General features: G+C 64.6%; 17 protein-coding genes. 11 read left to right on the top strand and 6 right to left on the bottom strand.

Annotation, left to right across the window (positions count from 1 at the left end; translation table 11 throughout):
- Positions 1-7: 7 nt before the first annotated feature.
- Both GJ695_RS11660 and GJ695_RS11665 read left to right on the top strand, forming a co-directional pair.
- Positions 8-1,033 (top strand): FAD:protein FMN transferase, encoded by a 1,026-nt coding sequence (locus GJ695_RS11660; RefSeq protein WP_154364848.1) that lies wholly within the window; start codon positions 8-10, stop codon positions 1,031-1,033.
- Positions 1,030-2,394, top strand: a complete 1,365-nt coding sequence (locus tag GJ695_RS11665) for a sulfite reductase subunit alpha (protein WP_154364849.1) — start codon at positions 1,030-1,032, stop codon at positions 2,392-2,394. Before GJ695_RS11660 ends, GJ695_RS11665 begins: the two co-directional genes overlap by 4 nt.
- A 95-nt stretch (positions 2,395-2,489) precedes the next feature.
- Here GJ695_RS11665 and GJ695_RS11670 read toward each other — a convergent pair whose 3' ends face one another.
- The 6 genes from GJ695_RS11670 to GJ695_RS11695 form a co-directional block, all read right to left on the bottom strand.
- The gene (locus tag GJ695_RS11670) at positions 2,490-3,788 is read right to left on the bottom strand and encodes a DUF2325 domain-containing protein (protein WP_154364851.1); all 1,299 of its coding nucleotides are present in this window, start codon (positions 3,786-3,788) and stop codon (positions 2,490-2,492) included.
- 15 nt (positions 3,789-3,803) lie between these two features.
- Positions 3,804-4,136, bottom strand: a complete 333-nt coding sequence (locus GJ695_RS11675; protein WP_154364853.1) for a hypothetical protein — start codon at positions 4,134-4,136, stop codon at positions 3,804-3,806.
- 102 nt (positions 4,137-4,238) lie between these two features.
- Positions 4,239-4,436 carry a hemin uptake protein HemP gene (locus GJ695_RS11680; protein WP_208023386.1) on the bottom strand — a complete coding sequence of 66 codons (198 nt, stop codon included), beginning with the start codon at positions 4,434-4,436 and terminating at the stop codon, positions 4,239-4,241.
- A 226-nt stretch (positions 4,437-4,662) separates the two neighbouring features.
- Positions 4,663-5,457: a Crp/Fnr family transcriptional regulator gene (locus tag GJ695_RS11685; RefSeq protein ID WP_154364951.1), complete on the bottom strand. Its 795-nt coding sequence runs from the start codon at positions 5,455-5,457 to the stop codon at positions 4,663-4,665.
- Positions 5,458-5,659: 202 nt separating this feature from the next.
- The gene (locus GJ695_RS11690) at positions 5,660-6,304 is read right to left on the bottom strand and encodes a response regulator (protein ID WP_090176109.1); all 645 of its coding nucleotides are present in this window, start codon (positions 6,302-6,304) and stop codon (positions 5,660-5,662) included.
- 89 nt (positions 6,305-6,393) lie between these two features.
- Positions 6,394-6,861, bottom strand: coding sequence for a universal stress protein (locus GJ695_RS11695; RefSeq protein ID WP_154364855.1), 468 nt, complete (start codon positions 6,859-6,861; stop codon positions 6,394-6,396).
- Between the two features lie 266 nt (positions 6,862-7,127).
- Here GJ695_RS11695 and GJ695_RS11700 point away from each other — a divergent pair, with 266 nt between their 5' ends.
- The 9 genes from GJ695_RS11700 (at position 7,128) to truA (ending at position 18,262) form a co-directional block, all read left to right on the top strand.
- The gene (locus tag GJ695_RS11700; RefSeq protein WP_154364857.1) at positions 7,128-7,961 is read left to right on the top strand and encodes a protein phosphatase CheZ; all 834 of its coding nucleotides are present in this window, start codon (positions 7,128-7,130) and stop codon (positions 7,959-7,961) included.
- On the top strand, positions 7,961-9,829 hold the full coding sequence (locus tag GJ695_RS11705) for a chemotaxis protein CheA (RefSeq protein ID WP_154364859.1): 1,869 nt from the start codon (positions 7,961-7,963) through the stop codon (positions 9,827-9,829). Before GJ695_RS11700 ends, GJ695_RS11705 begins: the two co-directional genes overlap by 1 nt.
- A 200-nt stretch (positions 9,830-10,029) precedes the next feature.
- Positions 10,030-11,433: a 3-isopropylmalate dehydratase large subunit gene (leuC, locus tag GJ695_RS11710; protein WP_166455120.1), complete on the top strand. Its 1,404-nt coding sequence runs from the start codon at positions 10,030-10,032 to the stop codon at positions 11,431-11,433.
- A gap of 25 nt (positions 11,434-11,458) precedes the next feature.
- On the top strand, positions 11,459-11,581 hold the full coding sequence (locus tag GJ695_RS11715) for an entericidin A/B family lipoprotein (RefSeq protein ID WP_154361018.1): 123 nt from the start codon (positions 11,459-11,461) through the stop codon (positions 11,579-11,581).
- 50 nt (positions 11,582-11,631) lie between these two features.
- Complete coding sequence (gene leuD / locus GJ695_RS11720) at positions 11,632-12,279, top strand: 3-isopropylmalate dehydratase small subunit (protein ID WP_154361017.1); 648 nt, start codon at positions 11,632-11,634, stop codon at positions 12,277-12,279.
- Between the two features lie 11 nt (positions 12,280-12,290).
- Entirely contained in the window at positions 12,291-13,361 is a 1,071-nt protein-coding gene (gene leuB / locus GJ695_RS11725; RefSeq protein ID WP_154364863.1) for a 3-isopropylmalate dehydrogenase, read from the top strand.
- Between the two features lie 25 nt (positions 13,362-13,386).
- The gene (asd, locus tag GJ695_RS11730; RefSeq protein WP_154364865.1) at positions 13,387-14,514 is read left to right on the top strand and encodes an aspartate-semialdehyde dehydrogenase; all 1,128 of its coding nucleotides are present in this window, start codon (positions 13,387-13,389) and stop codon (positions 14,512-14,514) included.
- 228 nt (positions 14,515-14,742) lie between these two features.
- Entirely contained in the window at positions 14,743-17,409 is a 2,667-nt protein-coding gene (locus GJ695_RS11735; protein WP_308492649.1) for a motility hub landmark protein FimV, read from the top strand.
- A gap of 49 nt (positions 17,410-17,458) precedes the next feature.
- A complete protein-coding gene (gene truA / locus GJ695_RS11740; protein ID WP_166455113.1) occupies positions 17,459-18,262 on the top strand; it encodes a tRNA pseudouridine(38-40) synthase TruA in 804 nt (267 codons plus the stop codon).
- Positions 18,263-18,293 lie beyond the last annotated feature (31 nt).

Consider the following 18,293-nt stretch of genomic DNA (forward strand, 5'->3'; position numbering starts at 1 on the left):
GGCTGGCATGCGCCGGGTTCTTCTGCCTCACGATATCTCCGACGACCCGGCGCCAGCAGGCGGCGTGATCCGCGACTACGCTGGCCGCAGCATGGGCACCAGCTGGTCGGTGCGGCTGGTGGCCGCACAGGATGCTGCCTGCGATCATTTGCAGGACGGGCTGCAACAGCAGCTCGATTTGATCGTGGCCGAGATGAGCCACTGGGAAACCGAATCCGACCTGGGCCGCTTCAACCGCGCGCCCGCCGACAGCTGGCACACCTTGCCGCCGGCGTTTTTCGACGTGCTGTCGTTTGCCATGGATGTGGCGCGCGCCTCGGGCGGCGCTTACGATCCGACCGCCGGTTCGCTGGTCAACCTGTGGGGCTTCGGTCCGTGGGGGCGTTTCGACCAGCCGGATTTTGTCGCGCCTTCCGCCGACGAAATCACCATCGCCCGCGCGCAACTGGCGGCGCGTCCGGTGCGCTTGCAGCGCGAGGGCCGCAAGGCCTTGCAGCCGGGCGGCGTGCAGCTGGATCTGTCGGCGGTGGCCAAGGGCTACAGCGTCGACCGGCTGTCCTATTATTTGAAATCGCAGGGCTTTGCGCACCACTTGGTCGAGGTGGGCGGCGAGCTGCGCGGTGCCGGCGTCAAGCCGGACGGGCAGCCGTGGTGGGTGATGCTGGAACAGGTCATCGACGCCGCGCCGGACGCCGTCGTGCCGGGCGAGCTGATGCTGGCGCTGCATAGCCTGGCGGTCGCCACCTCGGGCGATTACCGGCGCTACTTCCGGCTGGATGGCCAGCGCTACTCCCACACCATCGACCCGCGCAGCGGCATGCCGATCGCCAACGACCTGGCCTCGGTGACCGTGGTGCACGCGCAGTGCATGGCGGCCGACGCCTGGTCCACCGCGCTGACCGTGCTGGGCTGGCGCGACGGCCTGCATCTGGCCGAGTTGCAAGGACTGGCCGCGCGCTTCGTCGTGCGCCAGGCCGACGGCCATTTCACCGAATACCTGAGTACCCATTTACGCGGCATGTTAGACGAATGATCTGGACCAACGACCCCACCCGATTGATGCTGGTGGCAGGCATGAGCGTGAGTTACGCGCTGGTCTGCCTCGCGCCGTACCTGCGCACGCGCCGCAAGCGACTGGCCGCCGCGCGCGCCAAGGCGGAGGCGGCAGCGTCGCCCGGCTGGATCGTCACCTACGCCAGCCAGACCGGCAATGCCGAAGAACTGGCGCAGCAGACCGCCGCGACCCTGAAGCTGGCCGGCATTCCGGCGCGGCTGTGCGAGCTGTCCGAACTGAACGCGGACGACTTGCTGCGCGCCGAGCGCATCCTGTTCCTGGTCAGCACCTACGGCGAAGGCGATGCGCCGGATGCGGCGGCCGGCTTTGCAGGCCGCTTGATGACCACCTCGCTGCCACTGCCGCAACTGCATTACGCGGTGCTGGCGCTGGGCGACAGCGCCTACGCCCAATTCTGCGGCTTCGGCCGTTCGCTGGATCAATGGCTGCAAGCGCAGGGCGCGCAAAGCCTGTTCCCGGGCGTGGAAGTGAATCGCAGTTCGGACGAGGCGATCGGACAATGGCGGCAGCAGCTGAGCCATCTGGCCGGCACCAGCGACGCGCCGGACTGGAGCGCGCCAGCGTTCGACGAATGGCGCCTGAGCGAGCGCGTGCAGTTGAACGCCGGCAGCGCTGGTGCGCCGGTGTACCACCTGGAACTGGAGCCGGTGGGCGGCGCGCTGCCGGAATGGCAGTCGGGCGACCTGGTGCAAGTTGCCGCGCCGGCCGATCCGTCGCGCGCGCGCGAGTATTCGATCGCCTCGATACCGGCCGATGGCCGCGTGCACCTGTTGGTGCGTCTGCATACGCATGAGGATGGCAGCCACGGCGTCGCCTCCGGCTGGCTGACACAGCAGGCGGTGCTGGGCGCGACGGTGCAGCTGCGCTTGCGCCAGCATCGTCGCTTCCGCCTTGAAGGCAACGCCGAACGTCCGCTGATCCTGATTGGCAACGGCAGCGGCATCGCCGGCCTGCGCGGCCACCTGAAAGCGCGCGCGTTGGCAGGGCAGGGCCGCAACTGGCTGCTGTTCGGCGAACGCAACGCCGCCCACGACTACCACTACCGTGCCGAGCTGGACGGCTGGCAGCGCGACGGCATGCTGGAAAAGCTCGACATGGTGTTCTCGCGCGATCAGGCCGAGCGCCGCTACGTGCAAGACCGGCTGGCCGAACAGACCGCAACAGTACGTGAATGGATTGCCGAAGGCGCCGCGATCTACATCTGCGGCAGCCTGGACGGCATGGCCGGCGGCGTCGACGCCGCGCTCGAAGCAGCGCTGGGCCGCGAAGGCCTCGACGAACTGGCCGCCGCCGGCCGCTACCGCCGCGACGTCTACTGAAAACTCGGGGGTCAGGTCCCCCATTTCTACACGAGCCCGGCCGTAGCGAACGCTAAGGCCGGGCTCGTGTAGAAATGGGGGACCTGACCCCGGAGTTATTCGGCGCCGGCTTGTTCCAGGCCTCGGGCGAGGCTGGAGATGCTGGGGTTGTCGATGAAGACGCAGCGCTTGCCGGTGCGCTTGCAGTAGTCCTTGACGCGCCAGTAGGCGCTGTGGCTGATGCAGCCGGTCTGGCAGATCACCAGGTCCGCCGCCGCCAAGCTCGCTTCGAGGCGGTTGGCGTTGTCTTCCAGCCCGCCATCGTGGTGCGCGAATTGCGCGCCTTCGCGTTCGATCAGCTCGCGGTAGCTGGCGACGTTGCCGTTGCGACCGCCCACACACAGCACCGCGCGGTCGCTCAGGCGCAGCGGCATTTTCATCACGTGTTCGACCACCTGGCGGGCCGCTTCCTGCGGCGGCGGTGCGGCGACCGGCGCTTCGGCGGCGCGCGCCAGTTCCAGCTTCAGCTCGGCGATCTGGTTGCGCATCGCGCGTTCGCGTTCTTCCATCTGGCCCAGACGGTCGGCCAGCTTGGCGCGCGATTCCAGGCCGGGGATCGACAGTTTCAGCTGCTCCAGCTCGACCCGGACGGAATCGATCATGCTGTCCTTGCCCACCACCTGCGCGCGCAGCTGCATCAGTTGGGCCGCGTGCTTTTCGGCGTCGGCGGTTTTTTCCGCCATCAGCGCGGCGGCGCGTTGCTGGCTCTTGTTGAGGTCGTGCGTCAGGCGCTTGTTTTCTTCCAGCGTGGCGTTGAACTTGGTGATGTCGGCACGCACGCAGGCGCCGGCCTGGTGCTGCACCATGTGCAGGTCGCGGCACATCTGCTCTTCCAGTTCGGAGGTGCAGCGCGGATGCGTCAGGCCGGCCCAGAAGGCGCCGGCGACGTCGCCGTTGTTGACGGCCGTGCGCCACATCTCGGCCACCTGTTCGGTGCTCTTGGCGTTGCGGAAGCGCAGCAGCACCGGCGCGTAGCGGCGCTCCAGTTCCTTCTGCAGCGCTTCGGACAGGCGGTTGCGGCTGGCGCATTCGGTGACCGCGCCGACGTGCACTTCATAGTCGTCCGCCACCACCTTGCCGTTGGTGACTTTGTCGACCAGCTTGCGCAGCACGCCCAGCGGGAAGCCGACACCGACCAGCGGGCAGTGGCAGGCATGGCCCAGCTCCCACAGCCGGCGGCGGCGCGATGCTTGCGCTTCCTGGCCGCCCAGCACGCTCATGACGTTGTTGATCACCGGTTTGATGACTTGCTTGGGCTGCTCGGCCGGACGCGGGCTCGGGCTGGCCACCGGCCCGGCCACTTGCGGCATGGCGGCGGCGATGATGGCGGCCAGCGGATCGTGTTTCTCGCACATGGTCAACGGCTCCGCTCAGGCGACCGACGGCACGGTGCGCGCACGCGCCATGATGCGGCTGAGGAAGTTGGTTTTTTCCTGCTCGTGCATATTGCGCTCGACTTCGCTGGCCCACTGTTCCGACAGCTGGGCGCAGGTGGCGCTCAGGACCGGCGCCAGGTCGGGCAGGCTGGCCAGCGCTTTCAGGTGGCGCTCGATGACCGAGGCCAGCTTGACGCAGCTGCCGGAGGTGTCGGCGCCGGCGGTGTAGTGCGACATCAGATGCAGCACGGCGGACAGCATCAGTTCGGGATTGTGGCCGCCATGCGATGGGGCGAGGAAAATCGGGTTGCTATGTTCGATGGCCATCAGACACTCCTGGTTCGGTAGAGAGTTTGGCTGGCTGCATGGCTGGCTACTCGGGGGGAGAGTGGGCGCGGCGGCGCCCTTTAACGCACAGTTAATCGTTGCTTACGCGGTCAGAATCAGTTTGTTGAGCTGGGTGATACGCAGGCGATACACGCGGCCGCCATGTTCGATTTCCAGCTCGCGGCCGCCATCCATCAGGCCGGCGCTGCTGACGCGCTTGACCGGCTTGACCGCTTGCACGGCGGCGTTGACAGGGTGGGCAGCGATGGCTGGCGGCATTGCAGGGGTAGTGGTAATCATCGTCTGGTTCTCCATAAATAAGAATGATTCGTATTTGCATTCATTATTGTGGAAGGTGGGCTGGAATGCAAGCGTTTTTCTACGGTTTTTCGTTGCAATGGAGATAAAACAGATAAAAAAACGGCCCGGTCATGAACCGGGCCCAAGGCTGGGTAATGCGGGAGGTAGTTACTACAGAATCACTACTGAATCACAACTGAATCACAACTGAATCACACTACTGGTACTACAAAGCCGCCAGCAACTGGCCGGACGGTACGGTGTCGCCACCCTTGGACTTGCCGGTGGCGGGCTTGCCCCGCGTGCGCGACGGCGGCAGGCGGCGCAAGGTTTTCAGGGCTTCGGAATCCTTGATGCCGATGGTGCGCTGGTCGACGCTGATCAGGCCGATTTCGTTGAACGCCGACAGCGTGCGGCTCACGGTTTCCAGCGTCAGGCCCAGGTAGCTGCCGATTTCGTGGCGCGTCATGCGCAGGTTGAACAGCTTGCTGGAATAGCCCATCTGCGCGAAGCGCTCGGCCAGCGCCACCAGGAAGCGCGCCACGCGGGCTTCGGCGCTGAGCGCGCCCAGCATGCCGATCATGGCCTGCTCGCGCACCAGCTCGCGGCTCATGACGCCGTACATCATGTTTTCCAGTTCCAGGTGGATGCGGCCCAGCGCGGTCAGCTTCTTGAACGGCAGCAGGATCAGGTCGCAATCGGACAGCGCCACCGCCTCCGACGAGTAGTGGCGGGTGTGGATGCCGTCCACGCCCAGCATGTCGCCCTTCATCGGGAAGCTGAGCACCTGTTCGTTGCCGTATTCGTCGATCAGCACGGTTTTCAGGAAGCCGGAGTTGACGATGTACAGCGTGTCGAACGGCTGGCCGATGGTGTGGATGCGCTGGCCGGTCTTGAACTGCACGTGCTGGAACAGCAGTTCTTCATTGGCGATCGAATTGGCCGCCGGAATGTGCAGCAGGTCGCAGACTTCCTTGAGGTTCGACCAGAGCCGCCCTTGACGCTGGCGGCCGGCTTCCATCGACGACGATTGCAGCGCCGTCGTGGCCGGGCGAATTTCAGACGTTTGCGTAGACAGCATGGTGGTCTCCTGTGGGCAGGTATCTGGACGGTATGGTTTCAGTATGCCAACACAGTGAGCGGATAGATATCAGCAATGGCTGAATCTAAAGGTAGGAGCCGGGCTAACGTTTGTAGGAGAAGTCCTACCAATGAGCCTGCTATCAGGTCTTGAACGGGGACAGCAGCCGGTGCGCGACCGCGTATTGCACCATTTCCGACAACGAGCTCATGCCCATTTTCTGCATGATGCGGGTTTTGTGGGTGCTGACGGTCTTGACGCTCAGGTGCAGGCTGTTGGCGATCTCGGTGATCGAGCGGCCGGCCACCAGCAGCGAGAACACTTCGAACTCGCGGTCCGACAGCTGCTTGTGCAGCAGCGACTCGTGCGGCATCATGATGTTCAGCGCCAGCTGCTCGGCCACCTCGGTGCTGATGTAGGGGCGGCCGGAGGCCACCTTGCGGATCGCGCCCACCAGCTGGGTGCCGGCGCTTTCCTTGGTCAGATAGCCCTGGGCGCCGGCGCGGATGGCGCGCACCGCGTATTGTTCTTCCTCGTGCATGGTGAGGATCAGGATCGCCAGCTTGGGCGCCTCGGCCTTGATCTGGCGGATCAGGTCGACGCCGCTGCGGCCCGGCATGGATAAATCGAGCAGCAGCAGGTCGAAGCCGCCCTGGCGCACGTGGCCCAGCACCTCGAAGCCGTCGATGGCTTCGCCGACGATGTCGATGTCCGGCGCGCCATCAAGGATGCGCTTGAGGCCTTCGCGCATAATGGTGTGGTCATCCGCAATCACGATTCGAATCATGGAAGGGCCGCTCAAAAATGATTAATAGTAAGTGTTATTATTTTTGAATCAACCTTATGATCTTACTACAAACTGCGGCCCGTGGGACGTTATTTGGTCCCGGGTTCCTTGATCAGACGGTGCACCAGCACCGGAATTTTGGAATGCTGCAACACCTTGTTGGTAACGCTACCTAGCAGCAGCTGGCCCCAGCCGCTGCGGCCGTGCGAGCCCATGAAGATCAGGTCGCAGCCATGCTGTTGCGCCACGTCGACGATTTTCAGCGCCGCGCTTTCGTGGAAGGCGGTCATGGCTTCGCAGCGCACGCCGCGCCTGGCGCAGGAGTCGGCCACGTCCTGGGTGTGCTCCTGGCCGGCGCGCTGCATGGCGGCGCGGTATTCGGTTTCGCTGGGATAGCTGGGCGGGATGATTTCGACGTAGATCGGGTACTGGTATTCGGGCGCCACGAACAGCGCCAGCACCTCGGCGCCGAGCTGTTCGGCGAACTGCACGCCGGCGCACGCGGTCTTGCTGGAGACGGCCGAACCGTCGGTGGTGATCAGGATTTTGCGGTACATGATGAACCTCCTTTCAGATCAACTCCGTGCTTCATTGTAGTCCCGATTTACATTATTGACAGTATAGAAAGACTTGATGTTTATCAAATAAAAGCGCTTTATCCTGTGCGGCACGGTGTGGGCTTTTATGCCTTTTACACCTTTTTTTTGCACTAAAGCACTACTTTTGTGTCATGGACCGTCCCCCGGCGATCTATCCAATGTTAGTATCTCCAAATACAGCAAGTTTAGGGCAGTAAATTTATCAATATGGAGAAGCAGGGATTATGACTAACGCCGCTGACGATTTCGACGCCTTATTTGAAGAAGTGTCCGCTCAGAGCAAGACCGCAGCGCCTGCTCCAGCGCCTGCGCCAGCCCCGGCCGCCAGCGCAGAAGATGACCTGGAAAGCCTGTTTGAAGAAGTCGCCGCCGCGCGCCCGGCCGATGCCGCGCCGGCCGCCGCCATTGCCGCACCTGCCGCCGCTGCGGCCGAGGGTGACGGCGACGGCGAGCCGAAGGAAGACAAAGCCATGTTCGAACGCCTGGGCGGCATCGTGCGTCTGCTGCACGATTCGCTGCGCGAGCTGGGCTACGACAAGGCGCTGACCGAGGCATCGACCCAGATCAACGACGCCCAGGACCGCCTGGAATACGTCGCCACGCTGACCGAGCAGGCCGCCAACAAGGTGCTCAACACGCTGGACGAGGCGATGCCCGACCAGGACACCCTGTCGAAGCAGTCGAAGGACATGGAAAACCGCTGGGCCGACCTGTTCGCGGGCAAGCTCAGCCTCGACCAGTTCAAGCAGCTGGCCGGCGATGCGCAGCAGTTCGCCATTGCCGTGTCGGCCGCGACCGAGACCGAGAAAGCCCGCCTGCTCGACATCATGATGGCGCAGGACTTCCAGGACATCACCGGTCAGCTGATCAAGAAAGTGGTGAACATCACCAAAACTGTCGAGAGTGAACTGGCCACGCTGCTGCGCGACAACGCGCCGCCGGCGGTCAAGGAGAAGATCGCACAGAAAGAGGTGTCCCTGATGTCCGGCCCGTCGGCTCCGACCGTGGCGCTGAACCAGGATAGTGTTGACGATCTTCTTGCCGATCTGGGGTTCTAATGGACGATATGCTGAAGGATTTCGTCGTCGAGGCGATGGATCTGGCGGTCAATGTCGAGGAGCACCTGCTGCGCCTCGAACGCGACCCGGACAATAAAGAAACGCTGAATGCGGTGTTCCGCTCCTTCCACACCATCAAGGGCGGCGCCGGGTTCATGGGCCTGCCGGCGATGGTGACCGCCTGCCACCTGACCGAGAATCTGTTCGACGCCCTGCGTACCGGCGCCGCGCCGGTGACGCCGCTGTCGATCGAAGCGGCGCTGCAGGCGTCGGGCTTCGTGGCCGACCAGCTGGCCGAACTGAACAACGGCGCCGAGCCGAGCAGCCTGCCGGCCTTGCCGGCCAGCCTGGAAACGCTGCTCAACGACGCCATCGCCGGCAAGACCGATTCCGCACCGGCCAAACCTGCCGCCGCACCGGCGCCAGCGCCGGCCGCCGCCGCGCCCGCACCGGTTGCGGTCGCCGCGGCGGTGTCGTCGCCGGACGGCCTGGACTGGGAAGGCATGTACGAAGCCGTGATGCCGGCCGGTAGCTACACCCGTTCCGCACCGGCCCCTGTCGCGGCTGCCGCGTCGGCGCCGGTGCCGGCCGCTGAAATCGCCGCCGTGGCCGCCGCCGTGCAGGTCGCGCCGAAAGCCCGCGAAGCCACCGAGAAACGCGAAGAGCGTCCGCAAAGCGCGCCGGCCAAGGAAGAATCGATCCGTATCGACGCCGTCAAGCTCGACGCGCTGCTGGAAGTGGCCGGCGAATCGGTCCAGGCCGCCAACCAGGCCGCCGTGCTGCTGGAGCGCCTGCTGCAATTCAAATTCGAAGGCCAGGCGCAGACGCTGATGGCGACGCTGGCGGAAACGCTGGAACGCGCCTCGCGCTACTCCACCGAACTGCAGCGCGCCACGCTGGCGACCCGCATGCAGCCGGTCGGCCGCCTGTTCCAGAAGTTCCCGCGCCTGGTGCGCGAGCTGGCCAAGGATCTGGGCAAGGAAGTCGAACTGAACATCGAAGGCGCGGAGACCGAAGTCGACCGCGTGGTCGTGGATTCGCTGTACGATCCGCTGGTGCACATGCTGCGCAACTCGCTGGACCACGGCGTCGAGACGCCGGAAGAGCGCGCCATTGCCGGCAAGCCGATCAAGTCCTTCATCCAGCTCAAGGCATGGCAGGAAGCCAACAGCGTCATGATCGTGCTGCAGGATGACGGCAAGGGCATGGACCCGGTGCGCCTGCGCCAGAAAGCCTTGCAGAAGGGCCTGATCTCGGAATCGGCGCAGTTGTCCACCGACGATTGCCTGCAACTGGTATTCTTGCCGGGTTTCTCGACCAAGGAAGTGGCATCGAGCGTGTCCGGCCGCGGCGTCGGCATGGACGTGGTGAAGACCGCCGTGGAGAAAAACCGCGGCGCGATCCAGATCGAGTCCGAGCTGGGCAAGGGCACCAAGTTCTCCATCCGCCTGCCGATCGAGCTGTCGATCGTGCCGACCATGCTGGTGTCGACCTCGGGCGCCGCGCTGGCGCTGCCGATGGCCGTGGTCCAGCGCGTAGTCGAGCTGCCGGAAGTGTTCATGGAAGTGGGCGGCGCGCCGGTGCTGAAAGACCAGGGCCGTCCGCTGCCGGTGCGCTCGCTGGCCGACTCGCTGGGCTACGACAGCTGCCGCGAGAAGGTGGGGATTGTTGTCTCGGCGCCACAGCCGTACATCCTGGCCGTGGAAGCGGTCGATGGCACCGCCGACCTGGTGATCAAGCCGATGACGGCGATTACCGTCGAGGGCATTACCGGCACGGCGCGCTCCGCGGAGGGCGAGCTGGTGCTAGTGGTGGGCCTATCGTTCCTAATGGACGGTTGTCGAGGTAGTGTACGCATGGCGGCCTGAGTCTTAGCAGACTCGGACCAGAAAGACCAAAAGCCTGCGTTCACGCAGGCTTTTTTTTTGCAGTACAGAATACAGGGGCCGTACCAAGTGGATGGATGGGCAGAAGGCGTCGGGCTCAAGAGGCTGGACCGCGGTGGCTGCTATTGCATTGCACAATATGGCATAATCAAGTTGGATAATAGTAGCAGTACCAAAAAGACATCATGAAGACGCTTTACGACAAACTCTGGGAATCCCATGTGGTCCGTACCGAAGACGACGGCACCACCATCCTGTATATCGACCGTCACCTGGTGCACGAAGTCACCAGCCCGCAAGCCTTCGACGGCCTGCGCGAAGCCAACCGCCAGCCATGGCGGCTGTCGGCCAACCTGGCGGTCGCCGACCACAACGTGCCGACCACCTCGCGCGCCGAGGGCATCGCCGATCCGGTCTCGCGCCTGCAGGTCGAAACGCTGGACAAGAACGCCAAGTCCTACGGCCTGACCTACTTCAACATGAACGACAAGCGCCAGGGCATCGTCCACGTGATCGGCCCGGAGCAGGGCGCGACCCTGCCGGGCATGACCGTGGTCTGCGGCGACTCGCACACCTCGACCCACGGCGCCTTCGGCGCGCTGGCGCACGGCATCGGCACCTCGGAAGTGGAGCACGTGCTGGCCACCCAGACGCTGCTGCAGAAGAAATCGAAAGCCATGCTGGTCGAAGTCAACGGCGCGCTGCCGGCCGGCGTCACCGCCAAGGACATCGTGCTGGCCATCATCGGCAAGATCGGCACCGCCGGCGGCACCGGCTACTGTATGGAGTTCGGCGGCGCGGCCATCCGCGCGCTGTCGATGGAAGGCCGCATGACCGTCTGTAACATGGCGATCGAGGCGGGCGCGCGCGCCGGCATCATCGGCGTCGACGACACCACCATCAACTACGTCAAGGGCCGTCCGTTCTCGCCGGCCGGTCCGCACTGGGACATGGCGGTCGCCTACTGGCGCACGCTGCACACCGATCCGGGCGCCAAGTTCGACCTGGTGGTGACGCTGAACGCCGCCGAGATCAAGCCGCAGGTCACCTGGGGCACCTCGCCCGAGATGGTGCTGCCGGTCGACGGCCGCGTGCCGGACCCGGACCACGAGAAGGACAGCGTCAAGCGCAGCGCCATGGAAAAGGCGCTGGTGTATATGGACCTGAAGCCGAACACGGCCATTGAAGACATCCGCATCGACAAGGTGTTCATCGGCTCCTGCACCAATTCGCGCATCGAAGACCTGCGCGCCGCCGCCGCCGTGGTGCGCGGCAAGCAGCGCGCCTCCAACGTCAAGCTGGCGCTGGTGGTGCCGGGCTCCGGCCTGGTCAAGGAACAGGCCGAACGCGAAGGCCTGGACCGCATCTTCAAGGATGCCGGTTTCGAATGGCGCGAGCCGGGCTGCTCGATGTGCCTGGCGATGAACGCCGACCGCCTGGAACCGGGCGAGCGCTGCGCCTCGACTTCCAACCGTAATTTTGAAGGACGCCAAGGTCAGGGCGGACGCACCCATCTGGTGTCTCCCGCCATGGCCGCGGCAGCCGGTATCGCCGGCCATTTCGTTGACGTGCGCGCATTGCACTAACACCCATTATCCATCGGGAACCACCATGAAAAAACTGTTCGCTCTGACTCTCCTCGCTATCGCTATCACCGGCTGCAACACCATTGCCGGCATGGGCAAGGATGTACAGAAAGCCGGCCAGGCGGTGCAGGGCGCCGCGGGCCATTGATACCCGACCCGGCCGCGCGGCCACGCCGCGCGGCACACTTATGAAGCATCATGGAAAAATTTACGATTTATGAAGGACTGGTCGCGCCGCTGGATCGCGCGAATGTCGATACCGACGCCATCATTCCGAAGCAGTTCCTGAAGTCCATCCACCGCACCGGCTTCGGTCCCAACCTGTTCGACGAATGGCGCTACCTGGACCACGGCGAACCGGGCATGGACAACAGCAAGCGTCCGCTGAATCCGGACTTCGTGCTGAACGAGCCGCGCTATCAAGGCGCCTCGATCCTGCTGACCCGCAAGAACTTCGGCTGCGGCTCCTCGCGCGAACACGCGCCGTGGGCGCTGGACCAGTACGGCTTCCGCGCCGTGGTGGCGCCGTCGTTTGCCGACATCTTCTTCAACAACTGTTTCAAGAGCGGCTTGCTGCCCATCGTATTAACTGAAGCGCAGATCGATCATCTGTTCAACGAAGTCAAGGCCTTCCCCGGATACAAACTGGTGGTCGACCTTGAGCAGCAGCGCATTTCCACCAGCAACGGCAGCGTCTCCTATCCCTTCGAGATCGACGCCTTCCGCAAATACTGCCTGATGAACGGCCTCGACGATATCGGCCTGACGCTGCGTCACGCCGACACCATCCGCGAATACGAAGCGCGTCATCTGGCAACCCAACCATGGTTGGCTAACGTCATCTAAAGATAAAAGACATGAAAATCGCAATCCTCCCGGGCGACGGCATCGGCCCGGAAATCGTCGCACAGGCCGTCAAGGTGCTGAATGTGCTGGGCGAACCATTTGAAATGGAAACCGCACCGGTCGGCGGCGCCGGCTACGAAGCCAGCGGCCACCCGCTGCCGGACGCCACGCTGAAGCTGGCCCAGGACGCGGACGCCGTGCTGTTCGGCGCCGTCGGCGACTGGAAGTACGACACGCTGGACCGCCCGCTGCGTCCCGAGCAGGCGATCCTGGGCCTGCGCAAGAACCTGGGCCTGTTCGGCAACCTGCGTCCGGCCATCCTGTATCCGGAACTGGCCAACGCCTCGACGCTGAAGCCGGAAATCGTTTCCGGCCTGGACATCCTGATCGTGCGCGAACTGACCGGCGACATCTACTTCGGCCAGCCGCGCGGCGTGCGCGAATGCCCGGACGGCCCGTTCAAAGGCCAGCGCGAAGGCTTCGACACCATGCGCTACGCCGAAGGTGAAATCCGCCGCATCGCCCACGTGGCGTTCCAGGCCGCGCAAAAGCGCGACAAGCGCCTGACTTCGGTGGACAAGGCCAATGTGCTGGAGACCTTCCAGTTCTGGAAAGACATCGTCACCGATGTGCACAAGGAATACCCGGACGTCGCGCTGGATCACATGTACGTCGACAACGCCGCCATGCAACTGGTGCGCGCGCCGAAGAAGTTCGACGTCATCGTCACCGGCAATATGTTCGGCGACATCCTGAGCGACGCGGCGGCCATGCTGACCGGTTCGATCGGCATGCTGCCGTCGGCCTCGCTGGACGCCAACAACAAGGGCCTGTACGAACCATCGCACGGTTCGGCGCCGGACATCGCCGGCAAGGGCATCGCCAATCCGCTGGCGACCATCCTGTCGGCCGCGATGATGCTGCGCTATTCGCTGAACAGGCAGGAGCAGGCGAACCGCATCGAGGACGCCGTCAAGAAAGTGCTGGCCCAGGGCCTGCGCACCGCCGACATCTACGAAGAGGGCACCACCAAGGTGGGCACCGAAGAGATGGGCAACGCGGTCGTCAAGGCACTCGCATAAAAATTCATAGACAAGGAAGAGCAAAATGAAACTCGTAGGTCTGGTAGGTTGGCGCGGTATGGTGGGTTCGGTCCTGATGCAGCGCATGCAGGAAGAGGGCGATTTCGCCCATATCGAACCGGTGTTCTTCACGACGTCGAATCCGGGCGGCAACGCGCCGGCCATGGCCAAGAACGAAACCAAGCTGAAAAGCGCCACCGATATCGACGAACTGAAAAAGTGCGAGATCATCATCTCGTGCCAGGGCGGCGACTACACCACCGAGGTGTTCCCGAAACTGCGCGCGGCCGGCTGGAACGGCTACTGGATCGATGCCGCATCGACGCTGCGCATGGAAAAAGACGCGGTCATCGTGCTGGACCCGGTCAATATGCACGTCATCAAGGACGCGCTGGGCAAGGGCGTGAAGAACTTCATCGGCGGTAACTGCACCGTGTCGTGCATGCTGATCGGCCTGGGCGGCCTGTTCCAGCACGGTCTGGTCGACTGGATGACCTCGATGACCTATCAGGCCGCATCGGGCGGCGGCGCGCAGCACATGCGCGAACTGCTGACCCAGTTCGGCACCATCAACGGCGCGGTCAAGCCGCTGCTGGACGATCCGGCGTCGGCCATCCTGGAAATCGACCGCCAGGTGCTGGCCACCCAGCATGGCCTGTCGCCGGAAGAGATCAAGCAGTTCGGCGCGCCGCTGGCCGGCAACCTGATCCCGTGGATCGACAAGGACCTGGGCAACGGCCAGTCCAAGGAAGAATGGAAAGCCGGCGCCGAGACCAACAAGATCCTCGGCCTGGGCGCGGACTTCGGTTCCAAGGCGATTCCGGTCGACGGCCTGTGCGTGCGCATCGGCGCCATGCGCTGTCACTCGCAGGCGCTGACCATCAAGCTGAACAAGGATGTGCCGCTGGACGAAATCACCGACATCATCGCCTCGGCCAACCAGTGGGCCAAGGTGGTGCCGAACACGCGTGAAGCGTCGGTCAAGGATCTGTCGCCGGCCGCCGTCACCGGCAGCCTGACGATTCCGGTCGGCCGCCTGCGCAAGATGAGCATGGGGCCGGAGTACCTGTCGGCCTTCACCGTGGGCGACCAGCTGCTGTGGGGCGCGGCCGAGCCGCTGCGCCGCATGCTGCGCATCGTGCTGGACCAGTAAGCGTCAGACGGCGATTCCGGCAGCGGCATCGTTGTAAGAGAAGGGGTTTTTCCTATGTGTTCTCATAGGAGAAATCCCTTTTTTACGTTTAAAGTAGTGTAATGCTTGCACGCTCTTGTGCAGGATGTTATGTTGATATATCTGGGAAAGTAACATTTTCCAACTGACAACCATAAGAATCGCCCCACTATGCCTGTACAAAATCGCCCCCGCATTGTTTCGTTTGCGTTGAAAACTCTCACCAGCGCAGTCGCCAGCGCGGTGCTGATGGCCGCCACGGCCAATGCGGCCGGATTGGGCAAGCTGACCGTCCTGTCTTCACTGGGCCAGCCGCTGCGGGCGGAAATCGAATTGACCGCCGTGTCCGCCGAAGAAGCCAATGGCCTGGTGGCCAAGCTGGCGCCGGCCGACGCCTTCCGCAGCGCCAATATCGACTTCAATCCGGCGCTGACGGCGTTGCGTTTTGACGTCGAGCAGCGCAACGGCCGCCAGGTCATCAAAGTGAGCTCCAGCCAGGCCATCAACGAGCCCTTCGTCGACATGCTGCTGGAACTGACGTGGACCGGCGGCCGCCTGGTGCGCGAATACACCTTCCTGCTGGACCCGCCGGACCTGCGCGCCACGCAGGCGCCGCAAGTGACGGCGCCGGTGGATGTCAGCAATCGTACCGCGCCAGCCGCCGCGCCAGCCGCCGCGCCAGCGCCGGCGCCAGCCGCCGCGCAGCCTGCGCCAGCGCGTGCGCCGGCAGCCGCACCGGCCAAGGCCGCTGCCGAGGAGTACACCGTCAAGCGCGGCGACAACCTGACCCGCATCGCCAGCCAGGTCAAGCCGGTCGACGTGTCGCTCGATACCATGCTGGTCGCCTTGTACCGCGCCAATCCGGAAGCCTTCAGCGGCAAGAACATGAACCGCCTGAAATCGGGCCAGATCCTGGCCGTGCCGGATAGCGAGCAGATCCGCGCTGTCGGCGGCGAAAGCGAAGCGCACGGCGTGGTGGTCGCGCATGCGGCCGACTTCAACGCCTACCGCGCCAAGCTGGCCGGCCAGGTGGCCGCCGCAACGCCGGCCAAGGAAGCCGATCCAACGCAGAACGTGTCGGGCAAGATCACCGCCAAGGTGGAAGAAAAACCCAACGCCACCAACACCGCCACCGACAAGCTGACGCTGTCCAAGGGCACCACCGCCGCGCCGCAGGCCGGCAAGACCGGCGTGGCGGCGGAAGAAGACAAGATCGCCAAGCAGAAGCAGGTGGACGAAGCCGCCGCCCGCGTCAAGGAACTGGAAAAGAACGTCAACGATCTGGAAAAGCTGATGGCGTTGAAGAGCAAGACGGCGGCCGAGGTGAAAGCGCCGGCGGCCTCCGCCTCGGCTTCCGCCGCAGCGTCGGTCCCGGCGCCAGCCGCCGACAAGCCGAAGCGCACGCCGGTACTGCCGCCGAAGCGCATCGCCGAGCCGAGCCTGTTCGAAACCCTGATGGACAACATGGCCTATGTCGGCCTGGCCGCCGTGGCCGTGCTGGCCGGCGCGCTGGCCATCATGTCCTCGCGCCGCCGCAAGAAATTCGTGGTGCCGCAGGACGAGCCGTCGATCCTGGGCGATACCGCCATGCCGCCGCCGCAGCCGCTGATCGCCGAAGCGGGCGGCCAGAGCATCGACACCAACAACAGCGTGTTCAACTCGAACTTTGCGCCGTCGGCCAGCCAGCTCGATACCAACGAAGTCGATCCGGTGGCGGAAGCCGACGTCTACATCGCCTACGGCCGCGATGCGCAGGCGGAAGAAATTCTGAAAGAAGCGCTGCGCACCCATCCGGAGCGCCACGCCGTCCGCCTGAAGCTGCTGGAAATCTATTCGGCCCGCAAGGATGCGCGCGCGTTTGAAACCCAGGCTTCCGAGCTGTACGCGCAAACGCGCGGCCAGGGCGACGAATGGGAGCAGGCCGCCGCCATGGGCAAGGCGCTGGATCCGGCCAATCCGCTTTACAGCGAAGGCCCGCAGGACGGTTTCGCCACCGCGCCGATCGCCACCGCCGCCGTGGCCGCAGGTGTCGCCGCTGCCGCCGCGCCGGACTTCGGCAGCGACTACGGCAACACCTTCGCCGCCGAGGCGCCCGCCGCACCGGCGCCGCTGGACTTCGACCTGAGCCAGGATGCGGTGCGTTCCGCGCCGATCTCGCACAGCCCGGACTTCGGCGCCGACTTTGGCGCCAACGATCTGGAAACCGCGCTGCCGCAAGCGGCGGACGCCAGCGTGTCGCCGGCATCGGTCGCGGCCGACAACCTGATGGACTTCGATCTGGGCGGCCTGAGCTTCGAGCCGGTCGCCGCGCCGGCGCCGGCGATTGAAATGCCGGCGCCGGCGGCGGAAGCCGACGACATGAGCATGGACTTCGGCTTCGATCTGCCCACCCCGGCGCCGGCGCCGGCTCCGGCGCCTGCCCCTGCCCCGGCCGCCGCACGGGAACTGACCGCGGTCGGCGATCCGCTCGACCTCGACCTGGCCGGCTTCGATATTCCGGAAGTGCCGGCGTTCACCGCGCCGCTGAAGGAAGCCACGCCGCTGGACTTCGAAACCACGCTGGACCTGCCGGGCGACGTAGAAACCATCGCTCCCGCGCCGGCCCCGGCCGCACAGGAATTCGACCTGTCCAGCATCGACCTCGACCTGGGCGGCTTCGGCGCCGACACCGCCGGCGAAGCGCCGGCCGCCGCGCCGGCCAGCAACGAACCGCTGTCGGCCCTGCACATGGAGATGGACACCAAGCTGGACCTGGCGGTCGCCTATCAGGAAATCGGCGACAAGGAAGGCGCGCGCGAGCTGCTGGACGAGGTGCTGCGCGGCGGTAACGACGAGCAGGTCGCCAAGGCCAACGCCATGAAGGCCCAGCTGGGTTAAAGTCCGGCCGTTATATAATGGCCGATTCAGACTTTTGGATTGGGCAGTAGTGAAACGGATAGCAATCGGTCTCCAGTACGACGGCCAGGCATGGCACGGCTACCAGAAGCAGGACCATGGCCTGACGGTGCAGGACAAGCTGGAGAAGGCGCTGCTGGCGTTCGCCACGGTGCCGCTGGCCACCACCTGCGCCGGCCGCACCGACGCTGGCGTGCACGCCTCCGAGCAGGTGGTGCACTTCGATACCGACCTCGACCGTTTGCCGCATGCGTGGGTGCGTGGCATCAACGCCTTCCTGCCGCCGTCGATTGGCGTGCGCTGGGCCAAGGAGCTGGAAGGCGATCCCGCCGTGGACGACTTCTTCCATGCCCGCTTCAGCGCCCGCGCCCGGACCTATCACTACGTGCTGTACAACCACCATACGCGCTCGCCGCTGCTGAACGGACGGGCCGGTTTCTACCATCGTCCGCTGGATGTGGAGCGCATGCAGGAAGCGGTCAAGCCGCTGCTGGGCTGGCAGGACTTCAGCACCTTCCGCGCCGCGCATTGCCAGGCCAAGTCGCCGGTCAAGCTGATGCATGACATCCAGATCCGCCGCCATGGCGAGCTGATCGTGTTCACGCTGAAGGCCAACGCCTTCCTGCACCACATGGTGCGCAACCTGGTTGGCTCATTGGTTTATATTGGCCAGGGCCGCGAGGAAGTCAGCTGGATGGGCGAACTGCTGGAAGCAAAAAACCGCCAACTGGCCGCACCAACGTTCATGCCGGACGGGTTATACCTGGCTAAAATCGACTACGACGAAAAATGGGGACTGCCGCTGGAAACCACCAGCGCCTTGCCCTGGTTCTAAACAGCACCCCGACCGAAAGGGTCTGACCCCG

Source organism: Duganella alba, assembly GCF_009674495.1.
In the GTDB taxonomy this organism is placed as follows: domain Bacteria; phylum Pseudomonadota; class Gammaproteobacteria; order Burkholderiales; family Burkholderiaceae_D; genus Rugamonas; species Rugamonas alba.

Coding starts and splice junctions, on each gene's coding strand:
- GJ695_RS11660 (WP_154364848.1), top strand. CDS start 8: ATGCGCCGGGTTCTTCTGCCTCACGATATCTCCGACGACCCGGCGCCA.
- GJ695_RS11665 (WP_154364849.1), top strand. CDS start 1,030: ATGATCTGGACCAACGACCCCACCCGATTGATGCTGGTGGCAGGCATG.
- GJ695_RS11670 (WP_154364851.1), bottom strand. CDS start 3,788: ATGTGCGAGAAACACGATCCGCTGGCCGCCATCATCGCCGCCGCCATG.
- GJ695_RS11675 (WP_154364853.1), bottom strand. CDS start 4,136: ATGGCCATCGAACATAGCAACCCGATTTTCCTCGCCCCATCGCATGGC.
- GJ695_RS11680 (WP_208023386.1), bottom strand. CDS start 4,436: ATGATTACCACTACCCCTGCAATGCCGCCAGCCATCGCTGCCCACCCT.
- GJ695_RS11685 (WP_154364951.1), bottom strand. CDS start 5,457: ATGGAAGCCGGCCGCCAGCGTCAAGGGCGGCTCTGGTCGAACCTCAAG.
- GJ695_RS11690 (WP_090176109.1), bottom strand. CDS start 6,304: ATGATTCGAATCGTGATTGCGGATGACCACACCATTATGCGCGAAGGC.
- GJ695_RS11695 (WP_154364855.1), bottom strand. CDS start 6,861: ATGTACCGCAAAATCCTGATCACCACCGACGGTTCGGCCGTCTCCAGC.
- GJ695_RS11700 (WP_154364857.1), top strand. CDS start 7,128: ATGACTAACGCCGCTGACGATTTCGACGCCTTATTTGAAGAAGTGTCC.
- GJ695_RS11705 (WP_154364859.1), top strand. CDS start 7,961: ATGGACGATATGCTGAAGGATTTCGTCGTCGAGGCGATGGATCTGGCG.
- GJ695_RS11715 (WP_154361018.1), top strand. CDS start 11,459: ATGAAAAAACTGTTCGCTCTGACTCTCCTCGCTATCGCTATCACCGGC.
- leuD (WP_154361017.1), top strand. CDS start 11,632: ATGGAAAAATTTACGATTTATGAAGGACTGGTCGCGCCGCTGGATCGC.
- leuB (WP_154364863.1), top strand. CDS start 12,291: ATGAAAATCGCAATCCTCCCGGGCGACGGCATCGGCCCGGAAATCGTC.
- asd (WP_154364865.1), top strand. CDS start 13,387: ATGAAACTCGTAGGTCTGGTAGGTTGGCGCGGTATGGTGGGTTCGGTC.